The organism is Nonomuraea sp. NPDC049655, from assembly GCF_044465465.1.
In the GTDB taxonomy this organism is placed as follows: domain Bacteria; phylum Actinomycetota; class Actinomycetes; order Streptosporangiales; family Streptosporangiaceae; genus Nonomuraea.
On the sequence record NZ_JBITLS010000003.1, the window covers coordinates 731,811 to 752,399 of the forward strand.

At 72.5% G+C, this 20,589-nt stretch carries 16 protein-coding genes and 1 pseudogene; 8 read left to right on the forward strand and 9 right to left on the reverse strand.

Annotated elements, in window-relative coordinates; translation table 11 throughout:
• Positions 1-118 precede the first annotated feature (118 nt).
• Together ACIBQ6_RS13200 and ACIBQ6_RS13205 are read left to right on the forward strand one after the other, a co-directional pair.
• Positions 119-1,513, forward strand: a complete 1,395-nt coding sequence (locus ACIBQ6_RS13200) for a phenylacetate--CoA ligase family protein (RefSeq protein WP_397211891.1) — start codon at positions 119-121, stop codon at positions 1,511-1,513.
• On the forward strand, positions 1,513-2,520 hold the full coding sequence (locus tag ACIBQ6_RS13205) for a hypothetical protein (RefSeq protein ID WP_397211893.1): 1,008 nt from the start codon (positions 1,513-1,515) through the stop codon (positions 2,518-2,520). Before ACIBQ6_RS13200 ends, ACIBQ6_RS13205 begins: the two co-directional genes overlap by 1 nt.
• Before the next feature lie 6 nt (positions 2,521-2,526).
• On the opposite strand, the gene ACIBQ6_RS13210 is transcribed toward ACIBQ6_RS13205, so the two are convergent.
• A complete protein-coding gene (locus ACIBQ6_RS13210; RefSeq protein ID WP_397211895.1) occupies positions 2,527-5,778 on the reverse strand; it encodes an AfsR/SARP family transcriptional regulator in 3,252 nt (1,083 codons plus the stop codon).
• 436 nt (positions 5,779-6,214) lie between these two features.
• On the opposite strand from ACIBQ6_RS13210, the gene ACIBQ6_RS13215 reads away from it, so the two are divergent.
• Positions 6,215-6,430, forward strand: a complete 216-nt coding sequence (locus tag ACIBQ6_RS13215) for a hypothetical protein (RefSeq protein WP_397211897.1) — start codon at positions 6,215-6,217, stop codon at positions 6,428-6,430.
• Here ACIBQ6_RS13215 and ACIBQ6_RS13220 read toward each other — a convergent pair.
• The gene (locus tag ACIBQ6_RS13220; protein ID WP_397211899.1) at positions 6,427-7,416 is read right to left on the reverse strand and encodes a hypothetical protein; all 990 of its coding nucleotides are present in this window, start codon (positions 7,414-7,416) and stop codon (positions 6,427-6,429) included. The two genes, ACIBQ6_RS13215 and ACIBQ6_RS13220, sit on opposite strands and share 4 nt — an antisense overlap.
• Positions 7,417-7,498: 82 nt before the next feature.
• On the opposite strand from ACIBQ6_RS13220, the gene ACIBQ6_RS13225 reads away from it, so the two are divergent.
• The 3 genes from ACIBQ6_RS13225 to ACIBQ6_RS13235 all read left to right on the forward strand — a co-directional run bounded on the left by ACIBQ6_RS13225 (position 7,499) and on the right by ACIBQ6_RS13235 (position 10,844).
• Positions 7,499-8,077 carry a TetR/AcrR family transcriptional regulator gene (locus tag ACIBQ6_RS13225; RefSeq protein WP_397211901.1) on the forward strand — a complete coding sequence of 193 codons (579 nt, stop codon included), beginning with the start codon at positions 7,499-7,501 and terminating at the stop codon, positions 8,075-8,077.
• Between the two features lie 280 nt (positions 8,078-8,357).
• Positions 8,358-9,338, forward strand: coding sequence for a GlxA family transcriptional regulator (locus ACIBQ6_RS13230; protein WP_397211903.1), 981 nt, complete (start codon positions 8,358-8,360; stop codon positions 9,336-9,338).
• A 144-nt stretch (positions 9,339-9,482) separates the two neighbouring features.
• Positions 9,483-10,844, forward strand: a complete 1,362-nt coding sequence (locus ACIBQ6_RS13235) for a DJ-1/PfpI family protein (protein WP_397211905.1) — start codon at positions 9,483-9,485, stop codon at positions 10,842-10,844.
• 565 nt (positions 10,845-11,409) lie between these two features.
• Here ACIBQ6_RS13235 and ACIBQ6_RS13240 read toward each other — a convergent pair.
• Positions 11,410-15,066, reverse strand: a complete 3,657-nt coding sequence (locus tag ACIBQ6_RS13240; protein ID WP_397211907.1) for a hypothetical protein — start codon at positions 15,064-15,066, stop codon at positions 11,410-11,412.
• A 105-nt stretch (positions 15,067-15,171) separates the two neighbouring features.
• Positions 15,172-16,485, reverse strand: a complete 1,314-nt coding sequence (locus ACIBQ6_RS13245; RefSeq protein ID WP_397211909.1) for a WD40 repeat domain-containing protein — start codon at positions 16,483-16,485, stop codon at positions 15,172-15,174.
• 365 nt (positions 16,486-16,850) lie between these two features.
• On the opposite strand from ACIBQ6_RS13245, the gene ACIBQ6_RS13250 reads away from it, so the two are divergent.
• Entirely contained in the window at positions 16,851-17,099 is a 249-nt protein-coding gene (locus tag ACIBQ6_RS13250) for a hypothetical protein (protein ID WP_397211911.1), read from the forward strand.
• Here ACIBQ6_RS13250 and ACIBQ6_RS13255 read toward each other — a convergent pair.
• Positions 17,081-17,209, reverse strand: a pseudogene (locus ACIBQ6_RS13255) (hypothetical protein); the annotation flags it as partial. The gene ACIBQ6_RS13250 and the pseudogene ACIBQ6_RS13255 sit on opposite strands and share 19 nt — an antisense overlap.
• Here ACIBQ6_RS13255 and ACIBQ6_RS13260 point away from each other — a divergent pair.
• Entirely contained in the window at positions 17,151-17,426 is a 276-nt protein-coding gene (locus ACIBQ6_RS13260) for a hypothetical protein (protein WP_397211913.1), read from the forward strand. The pseudogene ACIBQ6_RS13255 and the gene ACIBQ6_RS13260 overlap by 59 nt on opposite strands.
• Here ACIBQ6_RS13260 and ACIBQ6_RS13265 read toward each other — a convergent pair.
• From ACIBQ6_RS13265 to ACIBQ6_RS13280, 4 genes are all read right to left on the reverse strand, one after another.
• The gene (locus ACIBQ6_RS13265; protein ID WP_397211915.1) at positions 17,413-19,305 is read right to left on the reverse strand and encodes a trypsin-like peptidase domain-containing protein; all 1,893 of its coding nucleotides are present in this window, start codon (positions 19,303-19,305) and stop codon (positions 17,413-17,415) included. The two genes, ACIBQ6_RS13260 and ACIBQ6_RS13265, sit on opposite strands and share 14 nt — an antisense overlap.
• A complete protein-coding gene (locus ACIBQ6_RS13270) occupies positions 19,292-19,624 on the reverse strand; it encodes a CU044_2847 family protein (protein ID WP_352331082.1) in 333 nt (110 codons plus the stop codon). Before ACIBQ6_RS13270 ends, ACIBQ6_RS13265 begins: the two co-directional genes overlap by 14 nt.
• 72 nt (positions 19,625-19,696) lie before the next feature.
• Complete coding sequence (locus ACIBQ6_RS13275; protein ID WP_397211917.1) at positions 19,697-20,086, reverse strand: hypothetical protein; 390 nt, start codon at positions 20,084-20,086, stop codon at positions 19,697-19,699.
• 235 nt (positions 20,087-20,321) lie between these two features.
• The gene (locus ACIBQ6_RS13280) at positions 20,322-20,540 is read right to left on the reverse strand and encodes a hypothetical protein (protein WP_397211919.1); all 219 of its coding nucleotides are present in this window, start codon (positions 20,538-20,540) and stop codon (positions 20,322-20,324) included.
• Between the last annotated feature and the right edge of the window lie 49 nt (positions 20,541-20,589).

Below are 20,589 nucleotides of genomic sequence, written 5' to 3' on the forward strand. Positions count from 1 at the left end.
CGCGAAGTACGCCGTCAGCACCCTGTCCAGCGCCATCTTCGGGCTGCAGGTCTGACGAACAGCGAGTGATCCCCCGGGAGCTCTCTCCCGGGGGACACCACGACGGGAGGAAAGCGGCGTGTTCGGCACCGCGGTACGCCAGCTCGGCTACGCCTGGTCGATGATGTCGGGGCGCAGGTTCCGGCTGCGGGACGTCTACACGCTGGTCGACGACATGCGCGAGACGCTGGAGACGTTCGGCTCGCCCGGCGAGGGCGCCGACGACCTGATCGCGGGCAACGACCCCGAGCTCCAGGAGGACCTCACCCGGCGGCGGCTGCGGCGCACGGTGGCCCACGCGGCGGCGGAGAGCCCCTACTACCGGCGCTGGTTCGCGGAGCACGGCGTGGACCCGGCCTCGATCACCCCGCAAACCCTGTCCTCGATCGCCCCCACCTCCAAGGCGGACCTGCGCGGCAGGCCGGCGGCGTTCGTCTCCGACCTGGCCAAGCCATCCGTGCTCGCGCACACGACGGGCACGACGGGCACGCCCACGCTGGTGTGGTTCTCCGCCTACGAGATCGAGCTGCTGTCGTGCCTGTCGGCGCTCTCGCTCATGATGTCCGGGAACGTGCGCACGGACGACGTGTGGGCCAACGCGAGCAGCTCGCGGTCCGTCGCGCAGATCCTCACCGAACGGGCCGTCACCCGTACCGGGGCCGTGTTCGCCCACCTGGGCACCATCGACCCGGCCGCCACGCTCGACCGGCTGGCCACTCCGCTGCACGTACCGGGCAAGCGCGCGCAGATGTCCCACCTCAACGTGCCGGCCTCCCACCTCGCGGCGCTCGTGCAGGAGGCCGAGCGGGGCGGCTGGCGGGCCGCCGACTTCGCGCTGACCACCATCTGGTCCGGCGGCGAGGTCCTCACCGACGCGCTGCGCGAGCGGGCGGAGCACGCGTTCGGGGCCGAGGTCCGCGACGGGTACGGCATGACCGAGATCGCCCCGGTGTCCGGCCGCGTCTGCCCCGACGGTCATCTGCACCTGTCCGCCGACCAGGGCCTGGTCGAGATACTCGACCCCGAGACCCTGGCCCCCGCCGCCCCCGGAGAGGTCGGCACGATCGTCGTGACGCCGTACTCCGCGTTTCGCGACACCACGCTCCTGCTCAGGTACGTCACCGGCGACCTCGTCCAGGTTCTGGCCGAGGCCCCGACGTGCGCCCTCGCCGCCCTGCCCGCCACCTCGCGGGTGCTCGGCCGCAGGTCGCCCGGCGGGCTGACCACGCGTGACGTGCTGGACCTGCTGCAGGCCGAGCACGCGCTGCCGCTGCCCACCCGGTACGCCCTGGAGGACACCGTCCTGTACGTCGTCGCGGGCAAGGCCGAGCAGGGCCTGCTCGGCCGGCTGGAGGAGCGCGCCCACGGGCTGCCCCTGACCGGCATCGTTCTGGTCGAGACCGCCGAGGACCTGCCCGCGCCCTGCCGGCTGCGCACGGACCTGCTGGAGATCAGCTTCGAGCGAGGACTGTGATGACCTCGTACGTGCTCGCCCTGTACGCCCTCGTCGCTGCGGCCGTCGCGCTCACCGCCGCGTACCTGCGCCGTTACGTCATGCCCAGACCGCCGGTCGGCCGGATGGTGGGCGCGGACATCGCGGTCATGGTGGTGACGCTGGTCGTGATGCCGTTCGCGTATCTGCACCTGCCCACGGGCGTCGTCGTGTCGATCTTCGGGCTCGTGGTCCTGACGTTGACCCAGCTCACCCTCGCCCCCGTGCTGGGCGGCCGGTGGGGCATGATCGCCGCCCTGCTCCTGTGCGCCGCCGACGTCACCGCCTTCGCGCTGGGCTGGCCGGCCGCGCTCCTTGTGATCAACGACGCCCTGCTGATCCTGCTCGTCGTCGGCGTGGTGAACATGTGGGTGCAGGCGGCGATCACGCCCGCGCAGGTGGCCGCGCTGGCCGCCGCCCTCACCCTGTACGACACGCTGGCCACCGGGCTGACGTCGCTCACCGCCGACTTCGTCCAGCGGATGCAGGGGCTGCCGTTCGCGCCCGTGCTGGCCTCCTCCCATGGCGACGATCCCGCCCTCATCGGGCTCGGCGACTGCCTGATGTTGTCGATCTGGCCGGTGGTGGCGCTGCGGGCGTACGGGAAGGCGGCCGCGTGGTGTGCCGCCGCCCTGGAGGCCGTCCTGCTGGCTCTGTCCATCGCCTTCGTCCTGTCCCATGGCCGGTTGCTGCCGCTGTTGACCGTGCTCGGGCCGTTGATCGTCGTGCAGTGGCTGTACTGGCGGCGGTGGCGGGCCCGCCGGACGCCCGCCCCGGCCCGGCCGGAGGTGAACCGGGCGTTGGAGGTGAACCGGGCGTTGGAGGTGAACCGGGCGTTGGAGGTGGCCGACGCGCCCGCCGGGATGTGGGCCGCCCTGTCGCCCGAGGGCGTGCTGGTCGCCGAGGGCGCCACACCGGGGCTGGCGCGCAAGGAGGCCAGGCTGGCGGGAACGCAGGGCGTGCCGGTCGTGTGGCGGCTCGGCGAATAGCGTCGGTCAGGGCGCCAGGAACGCGGCCACCTCCCGCCCCTCCGCCGCGTCGCCGAACAGGACGAGGGAGCCGCGCCACGCCGCCGCGGCCTCCTCGTGCCGCCCCAGCAGGGCGTAGGCCCGGCCCAGCTCCCTGAGGACGCGGGCTCGCCACACCGGAGGCCCGTCGCCGCCGAGCCGTTCCAGCGCGGCCCGCAGGTCCGCCACCGCCCGGCGGGGCTCGCCCTGGCGCAGGCGCACGACGCCGAGCGTGTGCCCGGCCAGCGCCTCGCCCAGGGTGTCGCCGCTCACCACGAACAGCCGCAGGCTCGCCGCCAGTGTCTCGGCCGCCTCGTCGAAGCGGCCCAGCGCACCCAGTGCCTCCCCCAGCCGACGCAGCGCCTTGCTCGTCTCGGCGCGATCGCCGAGCGCCTGCGCCGCCAGCAGGCCCTCCCGGTAGCGGACGACGGCCTCCGCCGTCTCGCCCCGCTGGTGGAGGGCGGTGCCGAGGCCGCGCAGCAGGTTGCCGCGGATGGCGTAGTCGTCCTTGTCGGTCACCTCCAGCCGCGCTCTGGCGATCTCCACGGCCCGCCCGTGCTCACCGCGCTCGACGTGGATCCAGACAGGCCAGGTCCACGCGTACGCCAGCCCTGCGGCGTCGCCGTGAGCCGCCATCAGGTCGAGGCAGGCGTACGCGTCGGCCAGCGCCTCGTCCAGACGGCCCATGCCGTGCCGCGCGGCGGCCCTGACGATCAGCGCGTACGCCGCTCCATGCCTGTCGCCGGCTCGGCCGAACTCCGCCAGCAGCACGCCGCACATGGTCTCGGCCGATGGGAACCGGCCCCATTCGATCTCCACCGTGGCCAGCAGCAGCCGGGCCCGCAGCGCGGCGCGCTCATCGCCCAGCCCGATCACGATCCGCTGGACCCGCTCGGCGTCGGCCAGGAACCGATCCATGATCAAATAGCTGGTGAGGTGGTGCCCCAGCTCGGCCGCCACGTCGTTCAGGCCCAGCTCGGCGGCGGTGCTGAGGGCGAGCATCAGCGTACGCCGCTCGGCCGCCAGCCACATCTCGCTCACCCGTACGTCAGGCGCCGGTCCCTCCTCCGGCTCCCGCTCGTACGGCGGGGCGAGGAGGATCGGCAGGCGGCGCGTGGCGGCCCGGGTACGCCGCAGGCATTCCAGCACGTGCCAGGTGAGCGCCGCACGCCGCCCCTCGGGGGTCTCCTCCGCCTGCGCCCGTTCCCGCGCGTACACCCGCAGCAGGTCGTGCAGCCGGTAGCGGGGCTGTCCGGCCCCGTCCACCTCGGTCGAGGTGAGCATGCCCCGCGCGACCAGCGTCTCCAGCGCCGCATCGGCCTCCAGCGCGAGCTTGTCCGCATCCGCCGCCGGCGGGGCCGGCCCCGGCTTGTCCGCGTCCGCGTCCGAGGCAGGCGGGCTGGCGGGCGCCGCGGCCGTTTCCGTGGCGGGTGGTCTGAGGAGGGCCGCGACCGACCACTCCGCCACGCTGTCCAGCCCGGCCAGGCCCAGCAGCCGGAACACGCGCCTGGCCGGGTCCGGCAGCGCCGCGTAGCTCGGCTCGAACGTCGCGCGCACGTCCAGCCCGCCGACGACCAGCTCGTCCAGGCCTCGTCCGGCCAACCGGGTGGCGAACTCGCTGACCGGCCAGACCGGCCGGGTCGCCAGGCGGGCTCCCGCGACCCGGATGGCCAGCGGCAACCGGCCGCAGGAACGCAGGATCTGCTCGGCCGCGCCGGGCGCCGAACCGATGCGGTCCGGGCCCGCCACGCGTTCCAGCAGGAGCCTGGCGTCCTTCTCGTCAGGGAGGTCGAGCGTGAGCCGTACGGCACCTTCCAGGGCGGGCAGCGGAGAACGGGAGGTCACCAGGACGGCGCCGCGTGCGGTGCCCGGCAGCAGGTGGCGGAGCTGATCCTCCTCGACGGCGTCGTCCAGCACGAGGAGCACCGCCCGGTCGGCCAGCCGCTGACGCAGCAGTCCCGCGCGTTCCTCGACCGGGACGGGGATGAGCGCGCCGTCGAGGCCGAGCGAGCGCAGCAGCACGTCCAGCAGCTCGCCGGGCTCCCGGGGGCCGCGCGCGTCCCGTCCGAGCCGGACGAAGAGCTGCCCGTCGGGATAATCGGCTCGCAACAGGTGCGCCAGTCGTACGGCGAGCGTGGTCTTGCCCACGCCGGGCAGACCGGACACGACCACGATGGGCGGACCGAGCCGATCCGCGCCCGCCCGCAGCAGCTCCAGCAGCTCGGCGATCTCTCCCGCACGCCCGACGAAGTCCGCGGTGTCGCCGGGTAACTGGCACAGCCCCCGGAACGCCATCGGCCGCGCGCTTGCTTCGACGTCCGCGAAAGGCGGCATGCCGTGCCGGTCGGCGTCCGCGGAAGACGGTCTGCCGTGCCGGTCGGCGTCCGCGGTCGGCGGCGGCGAATGACGGCCGCCCTCTCCTTTCGACTTCGGTGGCGGCGAGTGGCGCCCGGTCTCGCCGACCGGTGACGAGTGGTGATCGGTCTCGCCGGGGAGCAGCGGCGAACGGCGATCGGCGTCGCCGGAGAGCAGCGCGGCGTGCAGGCGGCGCAGTTCCGGGCCCGGCTCGATGCCCAGCTCGGCCACCAGCAGCTCACGCGCCTCGCGGAAGGCGTCGAGGGCCTCGTCCCGCCGCCCGCTGCGGTGCAGGGCGACCACGAGCTGCTCGCGCAACCGCTCACGCAGCGGGTGGGCGGCGACGAGGGTACGCAGTTCGGCGGCGAGGCCGTCGTGGCCGAGCGCGAGCCGTACGTCGATCCACTCCGATCTGGCCACCGCCAGCTGCTCCTCCAGCTCGGTGATCCGCGGCGCCACGGCCCCGCTGAGCGGTACGTCCTCGGCCGGGGTTCCGCGCCACAAGGCGACCGCGGCCGCGTACTGCCGCTCGGCCGCCACCAGGTCGCCGTTCGCCCGTTCCCTGCGCGCCCGGCGTACGCCCTCCTCGAACACCAGCAGGTCCAGACGCTCCGGCGGGACCTCGCAGGCGTACCCCGACCCCTCGGTCGCCAGCCACAGGCCGCTGCCCTCCAGGGAGCGGCGGAGCTGATGGACGTAGGTCTGGACGTTGGACAGTGCCGAGCGGGGCGGGTCGTCCCAGAGGGCGCCGATCAGGCGTTCGGTGGAAACGGTCGCGTTCGGGTGGAGCAGCAGGACCGCGATCACGGCCCGCTGCTTGCGGCTGAGACGGATCCGGCCGCCGGGACCATTGAGGCGAATGGTGCCCAGGATCGCGAAGTCCACCGGTCCTCCCTCGTGCCTGATCGGATGATCAGCTTTCCGGAAGGCAGTACATCTCTGGTGACACCCATTTGACAAACGCGGCAAGCCGGACGGTCAGCGATGGCCGGTGTCGGGCGCCAGTAGCCGTGAACGGCCCCCGGGCTGGCGGGTTGGTCAGCTCGGCGGCCGGGAAAGAGCCAGCGGGCGGCGGGGCTGGTGGCGGTGTTCAGATGGGGCCGTTCGTCGGCCGGTTGGAGCAAAAGGCTTGCGAAGGGCTCGGGGACTGGTGTGGGCGGATCTCCAAGTCGCACGTGGAGTTCGCCGTCGAGCGAGATGAGGTCGTCGAGCGTGCGGCGAACGACCCGTGTGATCGGCTGAGCGAAGAGGAGCATGAGCCAGACCGAGACCCGGATGGGGAGGGCCAGTCTCTCGTCGCTGAGCGCCCGGTGGGCTGCTCTTGACCGCGGTCTCGGTCTGGATGGTGCTCTCCTGGGTCGGAGTCGCCGGCAGCGTGGCGTACGAGAATGGCTGGTGGCAGGCGCTGGCGATGGTGTCCATCACCCCGACGGCGCTGTGGGGCCCGATATTGCTCACCCTGGCCCGCGCCTACCACCTGCGCCGCCGCCCCGCCACCACTCGAACTCCACAGCCCGTTCTGTCGTTCTCCGGCTAGAGCCGCAGCGTGCCGAGCTCCGCCATGCGCTCGACCGCGTAGGCCGGGTCGACCAGCGCCTCGGGCGTGTACAGGCCCGGCGTCACCGGGCGGCCGCGCAGGCCGAGCAGTCGTTCCACTCCCAGAGCGATACCGAGCGCGGTCAGCGGACGCTGGCCTTCAGGATGCACCAGCCATTGGCTCCTGCTGAGCGGCGTGCCCGCCGCCGCACTTCCCTCCAGCTCGATGCGGACCTCGGTCGTAGGCGCCGCGCCGCGCCGCCTACTGGCCGATTCCCCGACCGCGAAATCGAAGCGGACATTCGGCGCGCCCGTCGCGAGCGCGAGACTGGGCACGTCCAAGGTGGCGATCGTCTGGCCGGGCAGCACGACCCCGTCCGTGCTGGACACCTCCACCTGCGCATCGGCGCCGGCCACCCAGATGAAATCGCCGTCACGGCGCACCAGCCCCGCCGAGGTGACATCCATCAGCCGCTCCAGATCGGCGATGGCCGCAGGCCCGCCGCCATCGCGTTCGTCCAGCACCGCCGCCACCCGTACCGTGTCGACCCGCTCGAACTCCCGGGCCGACTCCATCGCGGCCAGTACGACGAGCCCGGCCAGGTAGTGGCTGGCCACCAGGATCGGTGCGGCCGCCGCCCGCTGGGCGCCCGCGACGACCTCCGGCGCGATGTCCACCAAACCGTTGGAGATGCTCAGGTACGGCACGCCGCGATCCTGCGCGAAGCGCAACCCGTTGAGGTGCGAATCACGCACGGCAGCGACCACCGCCGCATGGCCGTGCTCTCCCGAGAGCCCGAGATCGCCACGCCGCAGGTCGAAGGTGAGGGCCGTGGCGTTGCCCAGTTCGTCGGCGACCCGCCGGGCACGGTCGAGATCGCGAGCGGCGATGGTCAGCGGCAGCGCCGGATACCAGCGCCGCAGGAGCACGGCCGTGCCCCTGCCCGCCTGTCCCGACCCACCCATGATCAGCACTGACTTGCCCATGTGTGACTCCTCCTGATCAAGCTACATTTTGTAGCCTACCTTTTGTAGCTTAAGCTGGAGCCCGCATGCAAAGGGGAGGACCATGGCCAGCCCATCGACCCGCCTGTCCAAGGCGGCCAGACGCGAGCAACTGCTCGACGCCGCCACCTCGATCGTGCGCACCCGGGGCGCCGACGACCTCACCCTGCCCACCCTCGCCGAAGCCGCCCAGGTCAGCCGGCCAATCGTCTACGACCACTTCGCCACGCGCCACGGCCTGCTGCTCGCCCTCTACCTGCGCCTGGATGACCAGTACCGGACCAGGCTGGCCCAGGCCCTGCAGGACGCCGATCCCACCGCGCCCGAGGTCGCCCGCGTCATGAGCGAGGCCTACTTCACGTGCGCCACCGACATGCCGGAACTCACCGCCATCTCCGCCGCCCTCAAGGGAAGCCCGGCCCTGGAGGCAACCCAGCACGACCTGCTCGACCACTACACGAATCTGATGGCCACCGCCCTGCGACCCCACTCCCGCCTCACCGCCGAAGCCCTCCGGCTGCGCTGCGTCGGCACCCTCGGCGCCGCAGAGGCCCTTGCCGCCGAGATCAACCGCGGCCGAGCCACCACCGACGACGCCGTCACCGCCCTGACCGATCTCATCCTCAGCACTCTCGGCCCCTGACGGCACGTCGTACATCGGGCATGACGCAGCCGCACCGCTCGGGTCCCACGTCCGGCTCTACGCCAGGGGCTGGGCGCCGGTCGGGTCACACAGGGACAACCCCAGGTCTGGACGGCAGCTCCGTGACGAGGGCGCAGTCTGCCGCCACGACGGCGAGAGCATCGAGGTCAGGCGCGGCCTCGCCGGGCCGCCGGGCCCGGACCTCGCAATGCCTGATCCGTCCGGTCTCCGGCGCTGGTTGCCCTCGTGGGCATCGGTGGAGCTTGCCTACTGTGTCCGTGTGAGTGACGTGACGAGCGGGCGTACGGGACGGGTGGTCGTGCTGGTGCTGCCCGAGGTGAACCTGTTGGATCTCGGCGGCCCGGTCCAGGTCTTCTGTGCGGCAGCCCACTTGGGCGGCTGCTACCGGCTGGAGTACGTCGCCGAGACCGGTGGGGTGCGCTCGGCGCAGGGGCTGGAGCTCGCTGGGCTCCAGGCGCTCGCGGCGACACAGGCGGGACCGGGTGATCTGGTGCTGGTACCGGGGCCACGACTGACCGGATCCGACCGACTGGTGTCGAGCGCCGCAGTGCGATGGCTGCGGGAGGCTTATGACGCGGGGGCACGGGTGGCATCGGTGTGCAGCGGCGCCGCGGCCCTGGGGGAGGCGGGGCTGCTGGATGGCCGGGCGTGCACGACGCACTGGTCGCTGACCGGAGCGATGCGCGAGCGGTATCCGGCAGCCCGGGTCCGCGAGGCGGCCCTGTACGTTCACGACGGTCGCATCAGTACCAGCGCGGGCATCTCCTCCGGGATCGACCTTGCACTGTCCCTCGTCGAACGCGACCACGGCCCGGAACTGGCCGCTGCCGTCGCCCGTGAGCTGGTGCTCTATCTACGGCGGGACGGCGATGCTGCCCAGATCAGCCCATTCCTGCGCTATCGCGACCATCTGCAGCCCGCCGTGCACCGGGTGCAGGACCACCTGGCTCAGAACCTGGATGCCCCGCACTCCCTCGACGAGCTCGCCGCCGTTGCCCATCTGTCGCCGCGTGGTCTGACGCGGGCCTTCACCACGGCCACCGGGATCACTCCGCTGGCCTACCAGCGCCGGCTGCGCCTGGAACGGGCCCGTGCCCTGCTGACGGACACCGACCTGACGGTGGAGACGATCGCTGCCCGTTGCGGCTTCCGTGACGCACGGCAGTTGCGCCGCCTGGTCACCGCGAGCTTCGGCATTTCGCCGTCCCGACTCCGCGCGCAGTTGCGCCCCGCCGGCTGAAACGCCCGCCGGGAACGGCTCCTGACGCCTTCCCTCGGCCACTTCCTTTCTTGTTCTCCCCGTGGGGGCGGTTGCGTGTGCCGCACCGCCATCGATCGACCGCTATGGAGGTACGTCGTGTCAAGATTGAATGGGGGGCGTCGGGTGGTCCGCCGTGCGGGTTGGGTGCTCATGGGCACGGCGCTGTCGGTGGCGTCGTTCGCCGGGATCGCCTTCGCGGGGGTCAGCATGTCGATGGCGGACAGTTTCGCCCCCGCACCGACCGCATCGGACGCGCGTGCGTGGCCGACCGCGCGGGCCGTGCCGACCGGCCGGATCACGGTGGCCGTGGTGGTCAGCAACGAGGGGTCCGTGGCCACCGACGTGATGGCGCCGTACCGGGTGTTCGCCGAGTCGGAGAAGTTCTTCGTCTACACCGTGGCAGCCCAGCGCCGCGTCTCCCCGCTGTCCGGCGGAGCCCATCTCCTGCCCGACCACACGTTGGCCGAGGTGGGACGGGGAGCGATCCCTGAGCCCGATGTGGTCGTCGTGCCCGCGGTGACCGAACCGGCCGACGCCAAGGAGGCGCGGCTGCGGGAGTGGATCGTGGAGCGGCACCGCAAGGGCGCGCGTGTTCTGGGAGTATGCGCGGGCTCGGAGCTGCTGGCGGCCTCCGGCCTGCTGGACGGCCGGGACGCGACCTCCTTCTGGTCCAACATCGGCTCCCTGAAGCGCGATTACCCCCGGGTGCACTGGAAGCGCGGCCAGCGGTATGTGCAGGACGGCCGGGTCACCACCACCGCCGGCGTCACCTCCGGTACGGTCGGAGCCCTACGGGTCGTGGAGGAACTGGCAGGCAACGGCGAAGCCGCCCGAATCGGGAAGGGGCTGTCGTATCCGGGCTGGACTCTGGACGGGCCGACCACGATCCCGGCCAACCACCTCACACTCGGCGACCTGCCGTACCCGCTGAACGCCGCGTTCCCCTGGCGGCGCTCCACGGTGGGGATCGGCCTGGTCGACGGCGTCGATGAGATCGACGCCGCAGCCGCCTTCGAAGCGTACGGCGGGGTGTCCTTCAGCGCACGTACGGTGGTCCTCGGCAGCCGTGGCACAGTCACCACTCGTCACGGCCTCGTCCTGATCGCCCAGCCGACAGGTTCCAGCTCCCACGGAGTGGACCGCTTCGTGGTGCCGGGCGTCGCGGATGTGTCGGCCGTCGACACGTCGCTGCGCACCTGGGCGCACCGCAACAACCTGGCCGTCGAACTGCCCGGCGGGGGACGGCATGCCGGTGAGTTCGGCTTTGATCCGGTCCTGCGTGACCTCGCCCGCCACAGCGACCGCTCCACGGCCCGGGTCACGGCGAAGTTCTCGGAGTACCCCTCCGCCCACCTGACGCTCACCGGGGCGGCCTGGCCCTGGCGGTCGACCCTGCTGGCCGTCGCGGCGGCCGCGGTCAGCGTCGGTGCGGGGTTCCTGCCGACGGCGATTCGGCAGGCTGTGCGGCGCCTGCGGGCGGCATGACAGCGCGTCGCACCCCGCCGGGTGCTCTCCCAGCCCACAGCCCCTTACCGGCCCGAACCCGACACCATTGATCACAACTCCGGCAGGCCCTGGCTAGGTGGCCACGCCATGCGGTGTGTCTCTGGAGTCCTCCGACCGCCATCGAATCAGGCCGTGACGACCGGACCCGTGGCATGGGGCCAGGCCAAGGTGTCGCACAACTCCTCGACTCGTCATCGGACCTGCGCATCCACGTAGCTTGAGATGCCGACCGCGGGCTCGATCAGCTCTCCCGCCGTTGTGCCATGCCGAGGTTCTCCCCGCTGGTCTTCGCCTCGGCGCGGCTGAGGGCAGAGAGTAGGCCGCGAAGTGCTGGAGGATTCCCGGCTTGGTCGTCGAAGGTGGGAGCCGGGTGAGGGGCTTTCAGGTGATCAGGTTGATCCAGATGCCGATCGGGATGGAGAGGAGCCCCCCGGCGACGAGGCCGACAATGAGGAGCATCCACTCGCGGCGCCGCTGCCTTCGCTGCTGATCTTGAGGCTCGCCACGACCGTCGCACACCGGCGAACGCTGACAGGGCGGCTGATCACCGAGGAGGCGCGGCCGGGTCGAGCGTCCGGAGGGTGCCCGTGCCGCGGCCGTCGAACACCGTGTCGTACTGCGGAGCGTAGTCGACGAGTCCCGGGCTCCGCACCGTGAACGGCGTCGCCGCGTTCGAGGCCGTCAGGTACGTGTGCCCGCCCGGGAACAGGCGCAGTGGCTGGGCCACGCGGGTCTCCCTCCAGCCCGCCCCCGAGACGCCGAACTGCGGGTAGGTCACCGCCGTGGCGTCGACCGTGACGGGCAGGCCGGTTGCGGTCAGCGTCGTCGTGCCCGTCCCGGTGAGCTGCGCCGACCACTCGGCGTCCACGGTGACCCGGCCGTCGGCGCCGACGCGGAACTGCGGGCTCGGCGCGGACACTCCGGGCGCGAGGTAGGCGTGCGGGCCGGGGAGCAGACTCAGGACGCGGGGCTGGCGGGCGTCGTGGTAACCCGTCGCGGTGACACCGAAACTGGCATAGGACAGACCGGTGCCGTCGACGGTGACGGGCCGGCCGTGCGCGGTCAGCGTGCGGGTGCCGGCGCCCGAGATCACTCTGTCGTAGGCGGTGTCGTAGTCGATCAGGCCGCCGCCGCTGATGCGGAACGGCACGCTGGTCACCCCGGCGGCCAGGTAGCTGTGCGGGCCGGGGAACAGGCACAACGTCCGCACCTGCCGGGTGTCCCACCAGCCCGTCCCGGAGACGCCGAGGTCGGCGTAGGACAGGCCGGTGCCGTCGAAGTCCACCGCGAAACCGCGTGCCGTCAGCGTCGAGGTGCCCTGACCGGCCAGCAGTCGCGGATCGTCGTAGTCGACCGTGCCTTCGGCCGTCACCCGGAACCTCGCGCCGTCGCCTCCGACCGGGACCAGGTAGGTGTACTCCCCGGGCAGCAGCGACAGCTTCGTCACGGCACGGCCGTCGTGCCAGCCGTGGCCGGGGACGCCGAAGTCGGTGTAGGACAACCGGGTCGGATCGATCGTGATGGGATGAGCGACCGTCGGCGCCACCACGCGGGTGGTCAGCGTGGCCTCGTCGTCGACGCCGACGGGATCGGCCCCCTTGAGGTCGTCCACCAGGACCCGGGCGGTGAGCGGGGCGGTCGTGCCGGGGTTCACGCGTACCGTCAGGTTCACGGTCCGGGAGGCGCCCGCGCGTACCAGTCCGACGCGGCACGTCACCGTGCGGCCAGCGACCGAGCAGGACGGGTCGGCGCGCACGAAGGTGACCTCGGCGGGCAGCGTGCCGGTGAGGATTGCCGACATAGCCGGGTTGCGGCCGTGGTTGGTGAGGGTGGCCGTGTAGAGCAGGTGAGTGCCCGAGATGACCGGATCGTGGTCGGCGGCGAGGGTCACTCCGAGGTCGGTGATGGCGTCCGCCTGCCGGGCCCGGTCCATCTCCTCGGTGGTCGGCGAGAGCTCCGGCTCGGTCGCCGCTTCCCCGGTCCGCCCGATGAAGTGCGCGAACGGCAGTGAGATGCGGGCCCAGTCGTCGTGACCGCGCAGTTCGTCGGTCCTGGAGATGTTCCCCGCGCAGTCGCGGGGCTCGCCGGTGACGAGGTCGGCGGTGTTGACGTTGACGTGGGGCATCGGCACGGTGTCGGACGGGTCCCACTCGGCGGGCGCGTCCAGGTCGTTCGGGATCTTGTGGCCGGTGGAGTCGACGAACATGAACCGGTTGGCGTCGTCCGTCGGGTCCTGGACGGCCGTCTCGCTCAGGGCGTCCTCGTGCAGGATCGGCAGCGGGGCCTGGCCGCGTCGCAGGCCGTCGAAGGCGAGACGCGGCGGCGAGTAGTCGATGATGGTGCCGCCGCTGACGCGCCGGATTCCGGCGCTGTTGTCGTAGTTCATCACGCTGACGTAGTTGGGTTTGCAGTTGACGTCGTCGGCGCCGCCGTGGCGGAGGTTCAGGTTGTGGCCCAGTTCGTGCATGAGCACCGCGGGGTGCGGGCTCAGCATGAGCATGTAGTGGCCGCCCGTCTCGGCTTGTCCCCCGTTCAGGCAGCCCGGTGGGGGCGCCGCCAGGATCCCGTAGTGGAAGAGCCTGCCGCGGCTGGAGTCGAAGTTCGCGCCCGCGGCGGCAATGTAGTTGCTGCCCAGGTTGCAGGCGGCGACCGTGGGTAACACCTGGCCGCCGCGCTGGTCGTCCGGGTGCAGCCGGTCGCCGATCAGGCAGTCGTCGTCATCGGCGTCGGCGCGCCCGTCGCGGTCGTCGTCACGGCCGTTGCCGCAGGTGGGTGGGCTCGGCGGGTCCTCCACGTACGTGTCCTCGCTCACGCAGTCGAGGTCGGAGCCGTCGACGAAGCCGTCCGTCCCGTTGTCGAGACCGTCCGCGCAGGTGAAGGCCAGTACGCCTTCGCTCGCCGAAGGGTCGATGCGGTTGCCCGCGTCCACGTGCAGGGTGATGCCGGGACGCCCGTCGGGGTTGGGTGGGGCGGACTTGCCCCGGGGTGTCCCGTCCGTCGGGATCGCGTTGGCGTCGTGTCCCGCGTCGGCGGGCGCGAGCGCGAAGGCCTTCTTGACCGCGGCGATCCCGGCGTGGGAGGGCGCCTGGCCCTGCTCCCAGTCGAGTTCGAGGTAGATGTCCTTGTGCCGGGGGTCGGCGCCCATCTCGGGCAGGTTGACGTCGACGTCGTGGTCGCCGTCGCTGTCGCGGCCGTGGATCTCCCAGTCGTCCTTCAGGCCGTCCCCGTCGGTGTCGGCGTCGGAGGTGCTGCGGGCCTGGTTGGTGTTCCAGACGCGGTTGGCGTGCAGGTCGAAGCGGTTGAGGTTCTGGTCGCGTCCCGGCGGGGAGGCGAAGTACGTCCTGCCGGAGTCCCGGTCGAGGACGACCAGTCCGGCCAGATCCCAGTTGTCGGCGTCGATCTCGTAGTTGTTGTCCCGGGAGATGTGCTCGAACTCGAAGCCCTGCACCAGGTCGCGCCGGGGCACGCAGGGCGTGAGGGTGCCGTTCCACTCGAACGTGGCGCGGCCGAGATCGCCGGTTCCGCCCAGGTGGAACGGATGGGCGTCGGGCTCTCCGTCGCCGTTGGAGTCGTCGAAGACGACGCGGCGCCCGGCCAGGCGGATGATCTCGGTGGAGTCGTCGCGGATCCCGTCCTCGAAACCGGTGGTGACGGCGAACGTCAGCCGGCAGATGTCGGCCGTGGCCTTCTCCTCGACGGGGTTCGCCAGGTTCGAGTTCCAGACCTGGAACTGGTTCTTGTAGAAGCGGTGCAGCCGCCTTCCCGCGTGACCGGCACGGAAGAACACGTGCCCAGTGAGGGCGTCGGCGACTTCGAACGTGCGCAGGTCCCAGTTGTCGGCCCACTCGGACTCGGTGATGTGCCGGATCGTGAAGCCGTCCCCTAGGGCCGATCTCGGCACACAGGTGGGAAGTTTGGCGTCCCAGACGAATTGGTCGTAGCCGCTGTCACCCGTGCCGCCCTGGTGGTACGGGTTGCTGTCCGGCTCTCCGTCGCCGTTGGAGTCGGCGAAGACGAAGTCCTGCCCGGCCAGGCTGATGACCTCTCTGGAGTCGCTGCGCAGGCCGTCTTTGCCGGTGCCGACGGTGAACCAGACCGCGCAGATCTGGGACGGATCGCCGGCGTGCGCCGCGGGCGGCGACACGACCAGAAAGGGAAGGCATAAAGCGACAACGGCCATGATCCGGGCACGAATGCTCATCGAGCGGCTCCTGGGTCGCTTGGGCGTCAACCCTGCTTTCGCGAAAGGCCGCGAACTGTTTCGCCTCTCGCTTAAATGCCGGACCGAATCACTGTTTCATGGCCGTCATGAGTTACATGTGTGCCGGAACGGCACGGCCGGCACCATCCGCGCCCACGCCGTCGGGATGAGCTCGCCCACCAGGCCGCAGGCCAGGCCACGGGGGTCGCGTACGGCGTCACGCAGGGCGCTGACGTCCCGGACGGTGGCGGTGTTCCGGTCGTTCACGGTGACGAGCGTGCCGGCGTCCGGGCCAAAGGCGAGCCGGGAGAAGTCGTTGTCGTACGCGGTCACGGAGGTCAGGCGCTGCGCCGCAGTGACGTCGCTGACGTCCCAGACCATCAGCGTCCTGTCGTGGCTGCCCGCGGCGAGCATGCGCCCGTCGGGGCTGAAGTCGATCGAGAGGATCTCGCCCGTCTGATCGGTGATCCTCGTGACGAGCGCGGGACGGGCCAGGTCGGTCGTATCCCACAGCAGGATGGTGCCGTTCCTCTCCCCGGCGGCGACGAGCCGCCTGCCGGGGCTGAAGGCCACGGCCACCTGGCGCGGAGGGCCGATGGTGGAAGGCGGCACGGCGGGATCGGGAGGGATGGGGGACGTCCGTACCGGGCGGGCGGGGTCGCCGACGTCCCACAGGGCGCTCACGTCGTACATGCCGCCGACCGCCAGGGACCTGCCGTCCGGGCCGAAGGCCATCGTCGCGATCCCCTGCCCAGCGGGGTCCGTGACGACGCCGAGGCGGGCGGGCGCGCGGCGGTCGGCGACCGTCCACAGCTCGAACCCGGACCCGACGCCCACGTTCACGGCCAGCGTGCGCCCGTCGGGGCCGAACACCAGTCGCCCGGTACGGCCGGGGATCGTGCTCAGCAGGCGCGGGCGGGAGACGTCGGCGACGTCCCACAGCGACACCGCCCCCTTCCGCGAGGCCGTCGCGACCGTGCTCCCGTCTGGGCTGACGGCGACCGCGGTGTCCGCAGGACCGGCGGGCAGGCGGCCGACGACCCTGGGCCGGGCGGGGTCGGTCAGGTCGTACAGGAGGCTCGGCTCGCCCGCCACGGCCATCAGGCGGCCATGTCCGGCGGTGGCGGCCGTGCCGGTGGCGATGGTGGCCACGGCGCGCGGCTCGGCGGGAGCGTGCACGTTCCACAGGGTCGTCACCCCGGTGTCCTCGCCGGCCGCGATCTGGGTGCCGGCCGGGTTGAACGCGACGGCGCCGGGCGATCCGGTGGTGGCGAACGTCGTCCGCCTGACCGGGGTGGCCGGGGTTACGTCCCACAGGACGGCGGCGTGGTCCTGGCCCGCGCTGGCCACGGTCGTGCCATCCGGGGAGTAGGCCAGGGAGTAGACGGATGCGTGGTGGCCGGTCCAGCGCGCGGTCACCCGGGGGTGGCGGGGGTCGCGGAGGTCCCAGGCGATGAGGTTGCCGTTGTTCTCGGCGGCGACCAGGCGATCCCCCCTTGGGGCTCATGGCCAGCGCGTCGAGGTAGAGCGGCCTGGCGATGGTGGCCAGGCGTACCGGGCGGCGGGGGCGGGACACGTCCCACAGGATCACGCCGTCGCGGGCGCTGGCCAGGAGCCTGCCGTTCGCGCTGTACGCGAGATGGACGACGACGTCGTGGTGCCCTTCGGAGGCCGACAGGGTGACCGGCCTGGCCGGGTCCTCGACATCCATCAGCTTGACCGTCTTGTAGTCGCCCAGCGCGAGCGTGCCGCCGTCCGGGCTGAAGGTGAGGACCAGCGCGTCGGTGGGCACGCGGCTCAGCAGCCGGGGGTTCGCCGGGTCCCGAACGTCCCACAGGCACGCCGACGACTGGCGGGTGAGCTGGGCGAGGACGTGCCCGTCCCTGCCGAACGCCACGGACCTGGTCTCCGTGCCCGGGTCGCAGCCGGTCATCGTGGACAGGCGCCGGGCGGCCCGCGTGTCGGCGACGTCCCACAGGATCAGCGAACCGTCGGAGCCGCCGGTGGCCAGCGTCCGCCCGCCCGGCGCGTAGGCCAGGGCGGAGATGCGCGAGGCGGTGCCGGGCAGGCCGGCGGCGTAGTGCGTGGTGGTCAGCGCCGAGACCAGCGCGGACCTGGAGGCGGTGTCGGGCCGCAGGGCCAGCGCCGCCGCGCCCAGGCGCAGGACCTGGAGCGGGCTGGTCTCCCGTTGCGCCCTGGCCAGCAACTGGCTGCCGGCCGCCGCGACCTCCCGCCGCTCGTTCAGCCGGGCGTTCCTGTCGAGCAGGACGACGGTGACGGCCGCGAGGACGGCGGCGACGACGCCGATCGCCGCGACCAGCCGTCGTCTGCGCGCTGCCCGGTGGCTCACGGACGCTTGACGAACGCGCGCTCGTGCGGCGGCAGCTCCTCGCCCTTGAGCCGGGACCAGCGCACCGCATGGCGCAGTTCGGTGCCGCTCAGCAGTGCCAGGCGGCGCTCACGGCCCGGCTCGGCGGTACGCCACCGGTGCAGCGCGGTGCGCAGGCCCTCCTGCCACACCCGGAACGCGCGCGTCTCGTCCACCCAGTCACGCAGCTGGGGCCACTTGTCGATGAGCACCTGGTGGGCCAGCTCGGCCGTGCCCGGGCCCGCCGGATCGGCGCCGGTGGTGACGACCAGCCGCGCCTCGGCCAGGTGCTCGGCCGTCGCCCACTGCCGCTCGTCCAGGTCCTCGCGGTCCGCGACGCGGCGGACGTCCTGCGGCTTGCGCCCTCCGGCGGGGTCGTCCGGGCGTACGAGCTGGACCAGCAGGCCGCGGGGGTCGTACCCGAGGCTCTGGGAGCGGGCGACGACCTCGTCGGCGCGTTTTCGCAGGGCTCCGGTGACCCCGCCGACGTTCTGGTACTCGTCGATGACGAGCCGTCCGGCCCGCTGGCGCTGGTACAGGGTCGAGAGGGTCTCCTCGGCCAGCGGCAGCGCCGACGAGCTGTCCCGGACGTCGGTGATGAGCTGGTTGACCAGGGCCTCGTCGACGGCGCACCCGACCGTGCGCAACGGTTCGCGGATCATCAGCTCCAGCTGGCGCTCATTCGGCTGGTCCACCACCCGGCCGCGCGCGTCCCACGCCTCGTAGATCGCCGGGGTGTGGGCGGCGGCCAGGCCACGGAACGTCTCCCGTACGGTCACCACGACGCTCACGGCGGGCGGCCTGTCGCCGGTCAGCTCGCGGACGAACGCGTCGATCTCGGCGGCGGCCCGCGGGTCGGCGGCGAGCACCTCGTCGAGCTGGTCGAGCGCCAGCGCCAGGCGGGCCGCCCCGCAGCTCCGCGTCAGGACGGCCATGGCCTCGGCGGCAGGCGACCTGGCCACCTCGTCGCGCACCCGGTTGGGGGCCGGTTCGCCGCCGATCAGCAGGCCACGGGCGATCTCGGCCGCGAGGTCGACGCGGGGGTGGAGACGTACGGCGGAGGTCGCGTAGCCGAGCGCGGACAGCCTGGGCAGCACCCCGCCGCGCACGAGCGACGTCTTTCCCACGCCCGAGACGCCGGACACGACCGTCAGGGAGTGACGACGGACCACGCCGGCGAGATCGTCGGCGAGCTCGTCACGCCCGGCGAACACCGGCGCGTCCTGCTGCTCGAAGGGGCGCAGCCCGCGGAAGGGCGAGGGCGGCAGGGCCATCTCGCGCAGCGGCGGGTGGGCCTCGAACAGGCTTCGGACCGGAACGGCGTAGGCGCGTCCGGTGCCATGCCTGGCGACGACCATCCCGACGACGCCGCTGAGGTCCTCCACCCAGACGGGCCCGCCGCTGAAGCCGCGCTCGACCTCCTCGGTGATCATCTCCAGCCAGCCGTCGCCGACCACCCCGCGCAGCCGCCCCTGCGCCGAGGCGCCGTCGGGGAAGTCCGCGGGGTATCCGAACGTACGGCAGTCGCGGCCTTGCAGGTCGTCGAGGGGATGCAGGACAAGCCTGCCGAGGCCCGGCGGCGGCTCGTCGGCCAGCTCCAGGACAGAGATGTCGCCGTGCAGCCCGTCGGCGGGCTCGACGACGACGGCGCACGCCCACAGGCGGTCACCGCCTGACTGTGGGAAGTCGACCTCGACCTCCCACCCTGCGCGTGGCAGGCTGGGACGCCTCCTGCGGCTGCCACGCGTGTGCGCCAGCACGTGCGTGCAGGTCAGCAGGGTGCGGGGGCCCACGAGGAACGCCGACCCGACCGGCTCCGCGCCCATCCCCCAGACGCGGGCGACGGCCCCGCTGAAGTCAGGCGCGGGCATCGCCGCCCGTCCGGTCGCCCTCCCACTCCATCTCGATCAGGAAGTGGGCCTCGCCGCCCGTACGGGTCAGGATGACGTTGGCGTCGGCCGTCAGCTTCACGCCGAACTCCACGCGGATGCGTTCCGGCTTGCGGGGCAGCGCGGAGAGCTTGTCGAAGACGTGCCCGGCGATCTCCTGGACCCGCGACAGGCTGCGCTGAAGGCTCTCCCCCGCCGTGTCGAACTGGTCCTGCACCCGCCCGACCCGGGTGGTGCGGCGATCGATCTCGACCAGGATCGGCTCTGCACCGTCGACGGGCATCTGCACGATGTCAGGCATGGTCCTCCTCCGCTTAGGACGGGCGACGGGCAGACCGTATCAGGCGACACCGGCGGTTCGCGGCGTAACGGATTATCGGCAGGGCGACACGTCGGACGCGGTACCGGCGGGCCAGTGCCGGCGCAGGCCGCGGCGGATGTTCTCGCGGCCCTTGCGGCCGAAGCGGGCCAGGTACGTCTCGGGGGACGTGTCCAGCTCGATCAGATGGTGGACGCGCAGCGGCGCCACCTGATGCCCGCCGAGGCCGTGGCGGGCCACCTCGTCGGCGTACAGCCCGAGGAGGAGCAGGTCGCCGCGCTCGGGCCGCCGCGACCACCGCAGGGCGCGCATCCGCCGGCCGCCGCGCCTGTCGACGTCCGTCACCGATCCGGAGCCCTGACGCCACAGCTCCAGCGGAGCGAGGACGTGGGCGGGGCCATCGCGGACGCCGGCGTAGCTGAGCGACGGGCCCACCCCGGGCACGCGGCTGTCCCGTCCGACGCGCCCGCCGGGCAGGCGGACGGGGTGGTGGTCGGTGCCGAGCGCCTCGGCGGCGAGCCTGGCGTAGGGCCGCCGGGCGCGGGGCGCAGGGCCGACGGCCTGAAGTCGGTGTCGTCGCCCTCCAGGTCCAGCAAGTACGTCCGCAGCGCGTCCCCGCGGTCGCCCAGGATGGCGGCCAGGCCGACGACGGCGGTGGAGTCCATGCCGCCGGACATCATCACGCCCGCGCCGGGGTCGAGGGCCAGGTGCGCCACGGTCTGGTCGGGGAGTCGGTGCGCGGGCCGCTCTCCAGCCGCCAGTAGCAGCGTTCCGTGACGTGCCCGTCCCGCACGAGGACGGTGTGGCCGGGTTTGACCTCGCGCATGTTGGTCACCGGGGTCTCGGCGGGTGTGACCAGTCGTGGGCTGAGGGCCTGCAGGAGCCCCTCTTCGGACATCCACGGCCGGATCAGGGGATGGTCCAGGACGCGCCCGGCGTGGGTGGAG

Bases quoted from the DNA above. Each gene is read 5' to 3' on its own strand.
- ACIBQ6_RS13220 (WP_397211899.1), bottom strand. From the start codon at position 7,416: ATGGGCAAGTCAGTGCTGATCATGGGTGGGTCGGGACAGGCGGGCAGG.
- ACIBQ6_RS13265 (WP_397211915.1), bottom strand. From the start codon at position 19,305: ATGCCCGCGCCTGACTTCAGCGGGGCCGTCGCCCGCGTCTGGGGGATG.
- ACIBQ6_RS13270 (WP_352331082.1), bottom strand. From the start codon at position 19,624: ATGCCTGACATCGTGCAGATGCCCGTCGACGGTGCAGAGCCGATCCTG.
- ACIBQ6_RS13280 (WP_397211919.1), bottom strand. From the start codon at position 20,540: ATGTCCGAAGAGGGGCTCCTGCAGGCCCTCAGCCCACGACTGGTCACA.
- ACIBQ6_RS13225 (WP_397211901.1), top strand. From the start codon at position 7,499: ATGGCCAGCCCATCGACCCGCCTGTCCAAGGCGGCCAGACGCGAGCAA.
- ACIBQ6_RS13240 (WP_397211907.1), bottom strand. From the start codon at position 15,066: ATGAGCATTCGTGCCCGGATCATGGCCGTTGTCGCTTTATGCCTTCCC.
- ACIBQ6_RS13205 (WP_397211893.1), top strand. From the start codon at position 1,513: ATGACCTCGTACGTGCTCGCCCTGTACGCCCTCGTCGCTGCGGCCGTC.